The following is a 12,861-nucleotide window of genomic DNA, read 5'->3' on the forward strand; positions in this document are numbered from 1 at the left end:
TATAAATAATTTTTTATATTAAAAATAACAATTAAAATCAATTACTTATAATAAAAACCGCATTAAACCTTTATGATGATTTAATAAATAATAGTTAATATTATTTGAATTATTTAATTAATTAATATTAATAATCTGTTCATCGCTTAATACCCCCCATTAGTCTCCTATAAGTTGTTATTATTTAGGTTAGTAACTAATGTTACAGTTAGTAAATGGATATTTTTGATGATTATTTTGGGGTATGTATGAAATTGCAAAAAGGTTTTACCTTAATCGAATTAATGATCGTCATCATTATTGTTGCAATCTTGGCCGCAATTGCAGTACCTAGTTATCAAAACTACGTCACCAAAGCAAAAATCAAAGAAGCTCAATCGAATTTAATCGCACTTTCATTAGGTGCTGAAAATGCATATCAAAGAACACTAAACTACCCTAAAGAAACCTTATCAAATACCAACGCAGTAAAAACTAAATTTACAACTTGGAATCCAAGTTCTGATTCATTTAATTTTACGTACACTTCATCAGATGGTGTGAATTATGCGGTTCAGGCAATAGGAACTGAAGCAAGAGTTTTAGGTTGTACATTAACACTCAAAAATGATGGAACTCGTACCGTGGCCGGTTGTGGTTCATATACTGACTGGGTGAAATAATATGCAAAATACTGGTTATAGAAAACAACTTGGTTTCACGCTGATCGAACTAATGATTACGATCGTTGTACTGGCTATTTTGTTATTTGTAGGTACTTCTTTAACCAGAGCTTGGGTAGATCAAAGTCATGTTGATGGAGCGCTAGCAGGTATTAAAAATGCGACTTATCAAGCCCGTTCTGCAGCAATTCGAAACACGAATAATCAAGAGTCTTCACTTGCAGCAGCATCTGTTTGTATAGATAAAACCCATCAAGAAATTAGAGTCATTCGTGTTGCTAAGGACAATACTGATGCGTGTTCAACAAGTGACGGCAACTCGTCTGACCAAAACTATATCCTTCAAAAAATCCCCTATGCATCGAATGTATTTTTCAAAGTAAACAATACAGAGTTTTATTGTCTATCTTTTAACTCGAATGGGATGTTGGTTGCTGCAAGTTCAGCATCAGCAACGTGCAATTCAAATTTAAATTTAACCGTTACAGTTGAGAAGAATAATGAATCAGCAAACATTCAAATCAACTAATCAACGTGGTTTCACATTGTTGGAGTCTCTTGTTGGTTTACTTATATTCTCGATTATTGTTTTTGGTAGCGGTTTAGCAATCAGCAAAATGTTGAACACGCAACGATATATGAACATTGACAATATAGTGATAAACGAACTGCAAAATCGCTTACAAACCATCACTATATCAACTGACTCAACTGATGTTTGTGCTTCATTCAATAACCAATCTACCGAAAGTAAATCGTTCACATTAAATGGTAATACCTACTACATTTATTGCAATTTGAATTCTGAAAATATTAGTGAAACGAGCGGTGTCGCAGGTACAAAAATTACATGGCCTGTGTTAGCTGCGAGTACAAATCAATCTAATGCCAAAACCTGCGCTGAAGACAGTATGGAAGGCTTAGATTGTTATCGAGTCGGGAGATAAATCATGAGTCAAAAAGGATTTACGCTCGTTGAGTTGATGGTTGGATTAGTCATTGCAATGTTATGCATGCTAATGATGCTCATGCTTTTTAAACAGACGACTCAAATTGGTATTAGTTCTTCTCGTGATTCGGAATACGATGCTCAAATACGAACAGCATTATCAGTTGCACAGAAGCTCGTTCAAAATGCAGGCTATGGTTCAGGAAAAACATCAGATATTGCTGTAGGAGTGGACACTCAAAATTTACCTGCTGTTTTCTGGCGAATGAATCCAGATCCTGTAACAAGCTTAATGTCTGCAAATACAACGATTAATTACAACTGTGAAGCATTAACTCAAGAAAAAGAAGGTGATACATATCGCTTAATCTTTCTTAAAAAGAATAACTGTGGGTCTGAAGCAGTATTAAATATAGAAACTTTTAGCCAACCTGATGAAAAACAGCATATTGTTTCCTTTAAGACCTTAGAAACAGGCACCGTTTTTAACTTTGTATTAACACCGGGAAATTGTACACCTTTTGGAATTGATAAAAACAACTCCAAAGGTACGCGCCAACTGACGATTACTGCTAATCGTCAATACGCAGATGAAATGCAAAATTCAAACATTGGTCAAACAGTGAGTAATACCGTTTGTCTTAATAACATTGTTAACCTTTAAGAGCGAGATTAAAGATGAATAGTTTAAGAAAGCAGCAAGGCATGGCCACTATTCTTTTGGTCTTGCTCATCGGGCTTACAGTGATGATCATAACATCGACTGTTGCAAAATCACTGATCTCCAACAAAGAAGCAAATGTTGCTGCGCATGCACAAACCAACGTACAACTCATGGGATGGTCAGGTGTTAGCGCCTTTCGTGAATATTTATTAAAAAAATATAAGGATACCGATATTAATGACTTTCGCCAAAGCTTATTAAATACAGGTGAAATTCAGCTTTTAAATGATGATACCAACCAACGTTATGTCACGGTTGAAGTAAAAGATGTAAAAGGTTGCAATGGTTTAACCAATAACCCAGATGGTTCTACTGGAACCAAATGTATTGTCATCGCAAATATTCTGTCGAAAAGTGGGTCAGCTCAATCAGCTACTACGATACAAGCAATCTATGATCTTGCAGCAGACCTGATTAAGTACAAGAGTGTTATTAATTTCACTGGTCAAACATTTATGTCTGGCACTACTATTTCCGGCGAAGATCCAACTAAACCAGATGAATATGTCGAACTGAATGTCGATGGTGGCAGCCTGTCCTTACAAGCTGGTTTCAAAATCAAAAATATCAAAAACTTAACTATTAACGTTAAGAAAGACAAAGATGGTAAAGGTGGAAATGTCTATATTGATTGTTTAATTGATGCCTGTGGTACAAGAAATGGGGCTGTAATTAACATCAATGCTGAGGGCTATGTTCACATTATTAACGGCGGAAATTTTGGCAATATTTCATCTGGTGAGTGGGTTAAACTGTTAACTAATGTCAAAGCAGAAAATATTAAAGCAATTGGTGATGTCACACTTTCTCTTGGTTCTAAAGCTCAAAATATTTCCACTGACGGAAATATTAGCCTTACAGAAGGTGGCTATGCTGCAAACTTACATACCAATAAAGATGTAACACTACGCACGAATGTTGAAGTGTCTTCTATCACCACACACCAAGGGAATGTCAATATTTCCGTTTCTAGTAAAGTCAACGGAAATGTCATGGCAGGTGGCAACGTAACAATGATCGGAACTAGTGTTGTTACGGGTGATATTACATCAGGCGGGAAAGTTAATATTTCTAGTAGTGACGTTAAGGGCAGTGTAAGAGCCAAAGAATTTATTGACCTTGATACCTTCTCCAAAATTGAACAATCGGCCTATGCTCACAATCAGTCGAAACAAGGGATTGGCGTGTACAAGGCTGGAGTCCGCTTAAGTACAAGTTGGATTGGTGGAAATGTGTATTCTAACGGTCCATTACGCTTATTAGATGGTCTTATTGCTGAAGACGTAAAAGGTGATGTCTATCTTGCCAACTTTAGTACTTCAAATCAGAATGGTGTAGTTGAAGGATTTAAGAATGCAATTAGTGGAAAAATTTATGAAAAACTCACAAGCATCCCTCAGCTCAGTACTTTTCCAGATATTCCTAAATACGATATTTCTGAAACCATAGCCAGTATTCAAGAAGCAATTCAAAATATGACGTTTGAAACCAGAGTCGATGTTCGTCAATATCGAAATGATGCAAACTATATTTTCGTACGTGAATATGGCGCTGCTCGCGTATATTTAAATCATCTTCGCAATGAGAGCTCTAAAATCACTTACATGTATGAGTATGACGCTACTAATAATATTCACAAACAGTTTGCTGTAGATACTTCAGGAAATAAAACTCAAATCATGAAAATTGACCCTGAGAACTCAAACTCAGGCTCACGAGGTTTCTATTTAGGGAAATACACCTTGAATAGCAAAGATTATGTCGGTGCTATTTGTGAAACTATTCATGAAGAACAGGTCATGACCAATAGTTTAGGGCTACGTACTGAGCATAAGAGCGGTTATTGCACGAGCCAAATTATTGGATATCTTCCACGGGTCAGCTTAGACTTCAATGGTCTTGATGGTAAAGATCGTTATATATTTGGCTGGCCTAAAGATTATGACTATACATTACCAGACACTTGGTATATTCGTTCAATGGATACATCTACATTCGATAACGCAAGTTTTGCTCCAGGTATTCTGTATTTCGAAGGTAAATTAATTATTTCTGGTAAAGCGAATCTTGCGGCGGATAGTACTGATTCTGTATTCACCAATACTTTCCTTGCTGAAGGTGATATTGATGCGATTGCGATGTCTCCTCGCATTTATTCGCCTCGTAATATTACGCGAAATCCAAATGCAACAGATGCCTTAATTTGTTCACGTAACTTAGGCACTACGTCTAATACTAAGTTTAGTGTTAGTCCACCTGCAACAACACCTGCAACTTTATCGAACAAATTCTTGACGCCAGTGAATTTGTGCCAAGATGCGAATACGATGTATAAAAATACCAATAGATTACCTAACGGTACGCTTGATACAGTGACTATTGATAATAAAGAAATAACAAAGTTAGAACTTGGTTTAGTTGCCTTGATGTCTAATCAAGTTGTGCGTATTGGTGCATGTGCACAAATTTATGGTGACGTATTAGCAAGAAGTAATGTTGAAGGTAGTGCAGCATGTGGTATCGGTGAAAAAAATGGAATCTTTGGTAATATCAGCTCTCAAGGTGTCCCACCGTATACTAGTGTTCAACAACACAATACAATGGGTGCTGGTACAAATATTTATATTCCCAAAAATGAATATAAAAATTTAAATAAAGTTGATGATGTGAATGCCAATGATTTCATCGCCATTAAAAATGCAGACCTACAATGGGCTAAATATCAATAATTGGAAGCGAAAAGCCCAAACATAAGTTTGGGCTTTTTTTTGTGTGAAATTTCTGACTAGACAAGCTATACAAAACACCGTATAACACCGTTTTTCCCATATTCAGGTGACCAAGTGAAACTCGTTTTAGCACCCATGGAAGGTTTAACTGATCCCATCATGCGTGATGTTCTCACACATGTCGGCAGCTTCGACTGGTGTGTAACTGAGTTTATCCGTGTCACTGATTCTGTCCTTCCAGATCACATCTATCATTCTTACTGTCCCGAATTATTGAACGATGGCAAAACAGCAGCAGGAACACCCGTTCATGTTCAATTTTTAGGGAATAATCCAACCATGTTGGCTGCAAATGCCGTTCGAGCGGTGGAGTTAGGTGCACCTGCAATTGATATGAATTTTGGCTGTCCAGCTAAAACAGTAAACAGGCATCGAGGTGGTTCTGTATTATTGGATGAACCTGAAACAGTGTATCAACTGGTTAAAGCTGTACGTGATGCAGTGCCTGCTGAAATACCAGTTTCAGCAAAAATGCGTTTAGGTTATATGGATCGTAATTTCACCCTAGAAAATGCACATGCGATAGAAGATGCTGGTGCCGCTTGGGTTACCGTTCATGCACGAACAAAAGCAGATGGCTACACCCCACCCGCCTTTTGGGATCAACTTCAACCCATTCGTCATGCGCTTAGCATTAATGTGATAGCCAATGGTGAAATCTGGAATAACCAAGATGCGCGCCAGTGTTTACTAGAATCAGGTTGTGAAGATCTAATGATTGGTCGTGCAGCAGTGACAACACCCGATGTCACACAATGCATCCGACAAAATAAAGACGAAGCGATATTACAATGGAGCGATTTAATTACACTCCAAATTCGCTTCTTAAATGGTTCTTATAAAAAAGAAATGAATATGGTCGGACGTTATAAGCAATGGCTAGGTATGATGTCTAAACATTATCCTGAAGCAAAACTGTTATGGGATGAGGTGAAACGTCTGAAACAAGTAGATGAAATCATTGCTAAGCTCAATCATTTTCAAAACATTATGCAAACTGTCTAATTTCTAAATTCTAGAATGAATAACTCCGAACTTCACCTTGAAAATTCAGACAGTCTTGAACGCGAGTGCGTTGAACTTCAGACAGTTGCTCTGGACTAAACCATGCATATTCCGTATGTTCCTCAGAGAGTTGAATTTGGGCATTATTTTCAATCACGCATCTAAAGATAAAGGTATGTGAGTTTACCTGTGCGTGATAGTAGACCCCGGATAAATATTGGATGCTTACATCACAACCTATTTCTTCTTTACACTCTCTGAGCAAAGCTTGATGTATGGTTTCACCTTGATCTAAACCACCACCTGGCAACCCCCAACTGTAATTGGAATAGTTTGCTTTCAGTAATAAGACTTGTCCCTCTGGGTTGGTGATCACCGCATGAGAACTCAAACGATAAAAATCATAAAATCCCATGACACGTCTCCAGAATTTAACTCATTCATGAAAGATAACACTGTTTAAGCCCATCTAAATGCTCAAGATAAGCTAAACCACAAGCCTTAATTTTGATTTATCCTTCAAGATGATAGCCTTTCCCGTTGCTAAGTCTACAGGCATAGAAATATGTTGGTGTACCATCACCCATTGTTCATTGGTTTTTTGTAGACATAATGTTGTACGACACCAAGGCATTTGCAGCTGACCTTTTAAGGCTTTATGTTCCACTTTAGAGTGACAGTGTAATACAACCAAATGATCACTCGCATGTACTTTTACATCACGGCGAGTGATTTGCATCCCATCAAAGAAATATGGGCTAAATTTTTGCCATTCTTTTCGATAAGCTTCAGCCCCTTCAAGTTGAGTGCTGACATCAAACATACTTACATTTTGTGCACATTTTTCGATTAACGCATCAACATTATTACCCACTAATGCTGAATCCCATTCTTTTAATTGCGCTAATACTTCATGAGCAGCAACAACATTACCCTCAATCTGAATAGACATGATGTGACCTTATTGTTATTAGTGTGATGAAGTTAACACTTTTAAAGAAAAAGTGTAATGTTATTTTGTGCCAAGCAAAGAAATTTTTATTCTAATTTGTATCTAAAATTCAATTTAAATTGATAAAAAACAACCATTATTTATTAAAACTTATCATTATGATCAGAAAACCAATGACGAGTTATTTTCGCATAAAAAATTGGCCCCAGTTTCACTGAAGCCATTATAAAAGCTTATGCTTTCTTTACATATTCGGACTTAAGTTTCATTGCGCCAAAACCATCTACTTTACAATCAATATCATGACCATCCGTTGCATCTGGCAACAAACGAATACTTTTTGCTTTAGTACCGACTTTGATTACGGATGATGAACCTTTAATTTTTAAATCTTTGATAACCGTTACGGTATCACCATCTGCAAGAAGATTGCCATTTGCATCTTTGATCTGAACCACTTCTTCGAGTGTCTCTCCTTCTTTCCATTCATGTGAACATTCTGGGCAGATCAAGAGGTCCCCATCTTCATAAGTATATTCAGAGGAACATTTTGGGCAATTTGGCAAAGACATAAAAAAATCCAAAAAATTAAAAAAATTTTGCTCAATATACCACTTTCATCTAGCGAATAGAAAAAAACCTTAAATTTTATAAGGTTTAAATAAAAAAAACCTAAGTTCAATCACTTAGGTTCTTTTATTGGCTCTGGCCTTGTTTAGCTTTGAAACTCATCTTCTATATCTTCATCATCATATACATATGCCATACATCCCCATCCATCATACTCACCGTCATAGTCATTGGCTATTTTGGTAAACCACTCTTCTAAATCCACAATATCTGAGTATTCTGGCTCCATGTACACGTAAATCGTGATAATCCATTCTGCGGATTCAGACTCTTCATCAATAAATAAACTGATCTTTTGTTCTTCCTGAAGCAAGAACAAGGCACATTTTTCAGCTTTTTCTTTAGAGCTAAAAGCAATTGAGTACTCAATCTCATGCGGCTCGCTTAAATCATCTCCATCCTGGAACATTTGCCACAGTACATCGCCATTATCATCATTTGGAAATTGTTCTAAATCACGGCTCATACGTTCATCCTTATTGTGGTTATTGCGTATACAATATCCTAGAGTAGCCTATATTTATTCCATTTTGGAGAAGAATTCATTAGAAATTGTTCTTAAACTTATATGATCGTAATTGTTAAATTTTAGTTAGGCACTCACATTACATATTCTGCTTGAAGCGTTTCATTCAAAATGGAACTTCACTCACAATTTTAATTTCAATACCACTCAACGGTTGTTGAAACTCTAAATAACTTGCATGCAAAGCCATACGCCCTAAATTACTAAGTTTAGGGTTTGGATGATAGAGTTTATCACCTGTGATCGGATGACCTATGGCTTGCATATGTACGCGTAATTGATGTGAACGCCCCGTAATTGGCGTCAACAAGACACGACTAGCATCTAAATGCGCATCATAAGCGACCAATTCAAACAGTGTTAAGGCTGATTTTCCAAGTTCAAAATGAACGATTTGTCTCGGTCTGTTTTCCCAGTCCGTAATTAAAGGCAAGTCTACTTGTCCCTGTTGTGGAATTTTACCTTGCACCAGTGCCACATAATTTTTTTTCACGGTGCGCGCTTGGAACATTTTGCTCACAGCCACTTCAGCATCACGATGTTTTGCAAACATCAAAATTCCAGAGGTTGCCATATCTAAACGATGGGTAATTTTTGCATTTGGATATTGAGCTATCACTCTTAAATAGGCACTGTCATGATGTTCAGGCAAGCGTCCTGGCACAGACAATAATCCTGCTGGTTTATCAATGACCACCAAATCATCATCTTCATAGACGATGTTAAGCGGACCTTGAGGTGGCATATATACAAAATTATCGTCTAAAGGCATGTGAACAAAGCATTTCTTTGGGATGCGGAAAAATAGCAACTGATCAACACAGTGTCAATTTATAAGATGAGCGATTTGAGAATTGAGAATTGAGAATTGAGAATTGAGAATTGAGAATTGAGAATTATAATTTTTTAAGAGAATTTTGAGGGTGTCAGGGAAAACATGTTGTTTACTTCAACTATTATAACTTTGTAAGTTATAACCCTATTGCCTATAAACTTCTGATTTATAGCGTCCTAAGCCGAATCAAGACCTTTTGGGTAAGTACTACACGCACGTTGTACGCAACTGGTAGCAATCTACTCTTTTCGATCCCGTCACACCCTTGAGAGATATAATAGCGAGACTGCGTCGGGATTAATTTCCTAAGATTAACGAATTTCAGCATCAAATAAAAAAATATTTCATGTCAACTTATAAATATAATATTTTTTCCCAAATAGGCTCATTGATACACTTTTTTTAGCGTTTTTGAGCTAAATATTGCAATTAAAATTCAAGCTGACCTTCCATTTTAGAGAGTTGCTTGAATCCAAGATGCAATGCTCCACCACAACATCATGGCAAACATGCCACACATAAGATTAGCGAGTACTTTCTGTAGTTGAGATAATTCAGATTTGTAAATTTTGAGGTTAATCACATATGCAACGATGCCCAGTACCGCTCCTACTGCGCCACCAATGAGTAACAGTAAAATTGGCCAGCATGCCATCAAATGAACTTTAACACCTAAAGACGTTTTTTCATTTTCAGTTATGCTGCTCATTTCCATCTGTTTCCTCCTCTATCAATCATTTTAACTGCAAATGATCATGCAAAGTTCGCACCAACCTCATTAAAAAGACTATTCAAAATTTAGCTCATCAAAGTCCTTGATTTTGGACAGATAGATTGGTGAATAATTCACTTTGGACCAGGTATGCTTAAATTTTTCCTGAAGATCCCGATCTGCCAAATTGATATTTTGTGAATGCTTTTTTTGATGACTGAGAAAATTAATACTTACTCTATAATCAGTATATGGGCCATGATTACTAGAAAGATCATAACCAATCAAACGCATATCCTGCTGCTCTAAACGAAACTTATAACTCCAATAGCCATAACGACCGTGTCCATAATGGATCCCCAGAATATTCTTGCGGATATCTACACTGAGTTCTGGCGGAAAATAAACTCCACCCTCTTCATTTTCCGATGAAAATGCAGTCAGATTCTGCATCAGTTTTTGATATTTGAATTGATTCTGTAATAGCACCAGAATGCCACGTCGGTTACGATCCAGCTTGCCCTGATCAAGATGGCTCACCCACCCTTTGGGATCAATTTTTTTTACAATCAGTACGGCATCCTTTTGACCATCCTGATTCAAATCACCTTCTACAGCATCGAACAGAAAGTATTTATCTGGAATAAAGGCCTTAAATTTTTTTGCCTGCTGTTGAAGTTTGATTTCTTTTGGGCTTAGTGTTTTCTGCTGTGGAGTGTTCGCCCATAACGGTACTGAGGCAATCGAACATGCCATAAGTATCGCGACTGATATACCATGACGCTTTAATATTTTTAGCACAGGCATCAGCTGAGCTCCTTTATGATTTTTATAATGTTTTTAGCCAGTATAATTTTTAGATGAATTGGAATGGTAATCGTGATTCAACATATTTTTATGATGTTCCATTGAGATTTTACAGGGGACTTTCGGCATTCTTTACCATGCGTCTTTTCTGACGAATCCAGCGTACTGCCCAAACCACACCAATTAGTAAAACGATCACCACCAATACGGGTATAAAGAATGACAATACGGAAATCACTAATGCGCTGACCCACTCACCTGTCGATACCACAGGATTTGCTACGCCACCCGTGGTTGCGGTCGATACGCCCCGTGCTGCCACTGTCCCAAGTTGCACTGCTCCTGCTGTTCCACCACCGACGATGATTGCGGCAGCCCAACTTGCAAATTGCGACATTTCACCAGAGCTTACCGCCATGGTCGTCAATGTTCCAGCCACCATCGCGGCAGGTGTTGCAATGGTGTCGAGTAAGTTGTCTACCCATGGGATGTAATAAGCGCCTATTTCACACAGTGTGGCAAAGCCTAATGCAATACAGACTGATGGCATAGCCAACCATTCAAAACCTTTTATGGGTTCAAAAATGCCCATAATAGCGGCAATACTCATCACCAATAAGGGAACAAATACGCGGAAGCCACATGCAGCACTCAATCCTATACCAAGACATAAACCGAGTATTGTTTCCATAGTGAACCTTTTTATTAATATGTTTTTAATTTTATTAAGGTAACAAAAAAGCCCTATGGTGTAATAGGGCTTTTGTTTAAAACAGTGGTGTCTGTTTTAGTGTGTTTGCTTGAGCGAATTATTTTTTAAATTGATTGCTTAAGCATTTGGTACACGGTGGTAATCGATCAGTACCAATTTCTAAGTAAGCACGATGCCCACATTGAACGCAAAAATAGAAACCTGTTCCTGGTTTAGAGCCAGCTGTAACCATTTTTGTTCTCCGTATAATTTTAGAAATGGTGGAATCACTATAACGGAGAATGAATGGCTTTTTATTGTCCATTTCGACGGATGATGGTGGCGATTGGGCGAAGCCTAATATTTAAAAACTATCTAAACTTATATTTTCTAAATTTGGAACGTCAATAGAATTAACCGTAAATAAATTTAAGATATCATCTCTATCCATAAAAATTATTTGACTTCTACGATTCGCATCCAACTTATTTCCTAGCCAATTTCTGGCAGCTTTTGTTATTTCACCCCCTGCAATAATAAATGCATGGTCAACTAATACTCTTTTATTCGTTTCAGGATCAAAAATTTCATGTCCTAGCATCATCGTTGTTTGATTATAGATTTCAGCAATGTTGTGATTACTTGCTTTAGATACCCCTGATGAATCTAACTTTCCTTTTTTTACTTGAATACCAAAATAAAGAACATGCTGTGTTGGCAAAATAAACTTCATCCAAATATCTTTGCCATACTCCAATGCCTTATCTTTATGACCTGCAAACGTTATTCGCTGAAATCCTAGAATACGAAACAAAGGAAGAAGCACATTTTCTATAAGTTGATCCTCAGAGCACATGTCCAAATAACTTATTAATCGCTCTCTTTTTTTAATCTCAATTTCAGAAAATATTCTATGTGGATTTTCAACAGGTTTTATAGTCTGATTATTATGTAAATTTTTAATATATAAATTATTGTCTGTACCGTAAAAAGCCTCATACCCTTCTCTACTTAAAGGCTTATTTAATTCAATTAAGGCATTTATACGTTCAGGATCATCTTCTGTCGCATCAGATTTTTGCATTAAAGCTCTTAATACATGTACAAACGTTGGTGGCAATGCATTTGGAGGACAAGACTCTTCCAACAGCTCTGCTAATCTGTCTGATGTCCAAGCCCAACGTGTTGAACCATCATGCTTAAAGGGTAAGCCACAATCTTCAAAAAACTCTGAAATATATCGACTACTTTTATAATCAAAGTAATTTTTATCACCAATAATACATTCAGCAATTTCTCTTAAATTTTTACTTTTGAATTTCATAATTTTTTATTTTTCATAAAGGTTATTTGCACTTAACTTAATATAAGAGTTCAAACCATCGCCATGTCTAGCTAATCTTTTCATCTCTTCGACATTATTAACTCCAGCACTTTGATAACTATAAGTATAAATTTTAAATGTTCTATCAAACTTTACCCTTATATAAGTTTCACCAATTTCATATGCAAGGATTCCAGAATCACCATCTAAATCTAAATATCTTTCCATTATTATTCTCTATAAAAAAAACCCATC

17 protein-coding genes are annotated in these 12,861 nt (G+C 36.7%); 6 read left to right on the plus strand and 11 right to left on the minus strand.

Annotation, left to right across the window (positions count from 1 at the left end; translation table 11 throughout):
* Positions 1 to 248 precede the first annotated feature (248 nt).
* The 6 genes from AC1M9A_RS10165 (at position 249) to AC1M9A_RS10190 (ending at position 6,129) form a co-directional block, all read left to right on the plus strand.
* Positions 249 to 662 carry a type IV pilin protein gene (locus tag AC1M9A_RS10165; RefSeq protein WP_143047410.1) on the plus strand — a complete coding sequence of 138 codons (414 nt, stop codon included), beginning with the start codon at positions 249 to 251 and terminating at the stop codon, positions 660 to 662.
* A 1-nt stretch (position 663) separates the two neighbouring features.
* Entirely contained in the window at positions 664 to 1,191 is a 528-nt protein-coding gene (locus AC1M9A_RS10170; RefSeq protein WP_481610129.1) for a pilus assembly FimT family protein, read from the plus strand.
* Positions 1,163 to 1,609 (plus strand): PulJ/GspJ family protein, encoded by a 447-nt coding sequence (locus tag AC1M9A_RS10175; protein ID WP_092767481.1) that lies wholly within the window; start codon positions 1,163 to 1,165, stop codon positions 1,607 to 1,609. The genes AC1M9A_RS10170 and AC1M9A_RS10175 overlap by 29 nt, the downstream gene beginning before the upstream one ends.
* A 3-nt stretch (positions 1,610 to 1,612) precedes the next feature.
* Entirely contained in the window at positions 1,613 to 2,275 is a 663-nt protein-coding gene (locus AC1M9A_RS10180) for a PilW family protein (protein ID WP_092767483.1), read from the plus strand.
* Positions 2,276 to 2,316: 41 nt separating this feature from the next.
* A complete protein-coding gene (locus AC1M9A_RS10185; protein ID WP_481589219.1) occupies positions 2,317 to 5,064 on the plus strand; it encodes a bactofilin family protein in 2,748 nt (915 codons plus the stop codon).
* A 114-nt stretch (positions 5,065 to 5,178) separates the two neighbouring features.
* Positions 5,179 to 6,129: a tRNA dihydrouridine synthase gene (locus AC1M9A_RS10190; protein WP_035269844.1), complete on the plus strand. Its 951-nt coding sequence runs from the start codon at positions 5,179 to 5,181 to the stop codon at positions 6,127 to 6,129.
* 10 nt (positions 6,130 to 6,139) lie between these two features.
* On the opposite strand, the gene AC1M9A_RS10195 is transcribed toward AC1M9A_RS10190, so the two are convergent.
* The 11 genes from AC1M9A_RS10195 to AC1M9A_RS10245 all read right to left on the minus strand — a co-directional run bounded on the left by AC1M9A_RS10195 (position 6,140) and on the right by AC1M9A_RS10245 (position 12,834).
* Positions 6,140 to 6,544, minus strand: a complete 405-nt coding sequence (locus AC1M9A_RS10195) for an NUDIX hydrolase (protein ID WP_481609089.1) — start codon at positions 6,542 to 6,544, stop codon at positions 6,140 to 6,142.
* Positions 6,545 to 6,616: 72 nt separating this feature from the next.
* Complete coding sequence (locus tag AC1M9A_RS10200; protein ID WP_179998993.1) at positions 6,617 to 7,081, minus strand: YybH family protein; 465 nt, start codon at positions 7,079 to 7,081, stop codon at positions 6,617 to 6,619.
* Between the two features lie 233 nt (positions 7,082 to 7,314).
* Complete coding sequence (locus AC1M9A_RS10205) at positions 7,315 to 7,653, minus strand: zinc ribbon domain-containing protein YjdM (RefSeq protein WP_035269853.1); 339 nt, start codon at positions 7,651 to 7,653, stop codon at positions 7,315 to 7,317.
* Between the two features lie 143 nt (positions 7,654 to 7,796).
* Positions 7,797 to 8,177, minus strand: coding sequence for a ribonuclease E inhibitor RraB (locus AC1M9A_RS10210; protein WP_179998992.1), 381 nt, complete (start codon positions 8,175 to 8,177; stop codon positions 7,797 to 7,799).
* A gap of 166 nt (positions 8,178 to 8,343) precedes the next feature.
* Complete coding sequence (locus AC1M9A_RS10215; protein WP_481610130.1) at positions 8,344 to 9,009, minus strand: RluA family pseudouridine synthase; 666 nt, start codon at positions 9,007 to 9,009, stop codon at positions 8,344 to 8,346.
* Between the two features lie 517 nt (positions 9,010 to 9,526).
* On the minus strand, positions 9,527 to 9,781 hold the full coding sequence (locus tag AC1M9A_RS10220) for a hypothetical protein (RefSeq protein ID WP_481610131.1): 255 nt from the start codon (positions 9,779 to 9,781) through the stop codon (positions 9,527 to 9,529).
* Between the two features lie 78 nt (positions 9,782 to 9,859).
* The gene (locus AC1M9A_RS10225; protein ID WP_481610132.1) at positions 9,860 to 10,591 is read right to left on the minus strand and encodes a hypothetical protein; all 732 of its coding nucleotides are present in this window, start codon (positions 10,589 to 10,591) and stop codon (positions 9,860 to 9,862) included.
* A gap of 109 nt (positions 10,592 to 10,700) precedes the next feature.
* Positions 10,701 to 11,282 (minus strand): DUF4126 domain-containing protein, encoded by a 582-nt coding sequence (locus AC1M9A_RS10230; RefSeq protein ID WP_481591733.1) that lies wholly within the window; start codon positions 11,280 to 11,282, stop codon positions 10,701 to 10,703.
* Positions 11,283 to 11,400: 118 nt separating this feature from the next.
* Positions 11,401 to 11,607 (minus strand): zinc ribbon-containing protein, encoded by a 207-nt coding sequence (locus AC1M9A_RS10235; protein ID WP_257227605.1) that lies wholly within the window; start codon positions 11,605 to 11,607, stop codon positions 11,401 to 11,403.
* Positions 11,608 to 11,646: 39 nt separating this feature from the next.
* Positions 11,647 to 12,606, minus strand: coding sequence for a hypothetical protein (locus AC1M9A_RS10240; RefSeq protein ID WP_481610133.1), 960 nt, complete (start codon positions 12,604 to 12,606; stop codon positions 11,647 to 11,649).
* A 6-nt stretch (positions 12,607 to 12,612) separates the two neighbouring features.
* Positions 12,613 to 12,834, minus strand: coding sequence for a hypothetical protein (locus AC1M9A_RS10245; RefSeq protein ID WP_481610134.1), 222 nt, complete (start codon positions 12,832 to 12,834; stop codon positions 12,613 to 12,615).
* Positions 12,835 to 12,861 lie beyond the last annotated feature (27 nt).

The organism is Acinetobacter sp. ANC_7634 (genome assembly GCF_056779875.1).

What these genes read in the sequence shown, in the direction of transcription:
- AC1M9A_RS10200 (WP_179998993.1), bottom strand. Translation starts at nt 7,081, where the DNA reads ATGTCTATTCAGATTGAGGGTAATGTTGTTGCTGCTCATGAAGTATTA.
- AC1M9A_RS10185 (WP_481589219.1), top strand. Translation starts at nt 2,317, where the DNA reads ATGGCCACTATTCTTTTGGTCTTGCTCATCGGGCTTACAGTGATGATC.
- AC1M9A_RS10180 (WP_092767483.1), top strand. Translation starts at nt 1,613, where the DNA reads ATGAGTCAAAAAGGATTTACGCTCGTTGAGTTGATGGTTGGATTAGTC.
- AC1M9A_RS10165 (WP_143047410.1), top strand. Translation starts at nt 249, where the DNA reads ATGAAATTGCAAAAAGGTTTTACCTTAATCGAATTAATGATCGTCATC.
- AC1M9A_RS10195 (WP_481609089.1), bottom strand. Translation starts at nt 6,544, where the DNA reads ATGGGATTTTATGATTTTTATCGTTTGAGTTCTCATGCGGTGATCACC.
- AC1M9A_RS10215 (WP_481610130.1), bottom strand. Translation starts at nt 9,009, where the DNA reads ATGCCTTTAGACGATAATTTTGTATATATGCCACCTCAAGGTCCGCTT.
- AC1M9A_RS10245 (WP_481610134.1), bottom strand. Translation starts at nt 12,834, where the DNA reads ATGGAAAGATATTTAGATTTAGATGGTGATTCTGGAATCCTTGCATAT.
- AC1M9A_RS10170 (WP_481610129.1), top strand. Translation starts at nt 664, where the DNA reads ATGCAAAATACTGGTTATAGAAAACAACTTGGTTTCACGCTGATCGAA.
- AC1M9A_RS10175 (WP_092767481.1), top strand. Translation starts at nt 1,163, where the DNA reads ATGAATCAGCAAACATTCAAATCAACTAATCAACGTGGTTTCACATTG.
- AC1M9A_RS10205 (WP_035269853.1), bottom strand. Translation starts at nt 7,653, where the DNA reads ATGTCTTTGCCAAATTGCCCAAAATGTTCCTCTGAATATACTTATGAA.
- AC1M9A_RS10240 (WP_481610133.1), bottom strand. Translation starts at nt 12,606, where the DNA reads ATGAAATTCAAAAGTAAAAATTTAAGAGAAATTGCTGAATGTATTATT.
- AC1M9A_RS10225 (WP_481610132.1), bottom strand. Translation starts at nt 10,591, where the DNA reads ATGCCTGTGCTAAAAATATTAAAGCGTCATGGTATATCAGTCGCGATA.
- AC1M9A_RS10220 (WP_481610131.1), bottom strand. Translation starts at nt 9,781, where the DNA reads ATGAGCAGCATAACTGAAAATGAAAAAACGTCTTTAGGTGTTAAAGTT.
- AC1M9A_RS10210 (WP_179998992.1), bottom strand. Translation starts at nt 8,177, where the DNA reads ATGAGCCGTGATTTAGAACAATTTCCAAATGATGATAATGGCGATGTA.
- AC1M9A_RS10230 (WP_481591733.1), bottom strand. Translation starts at nt 11,282, where the DNA reads ATGGAAACAATACTCGGTTTATGTCTTGGTATAGGATTGAGTGCTGCA.
- AC1M9A_RS10235 (WP_257227605.1), bottom strand. Translation starts at nt 11,607, where the DNA reads ATGGACAATAAAAAGCCATTCATTCTCCGTTATAGTGATTCCACCATT.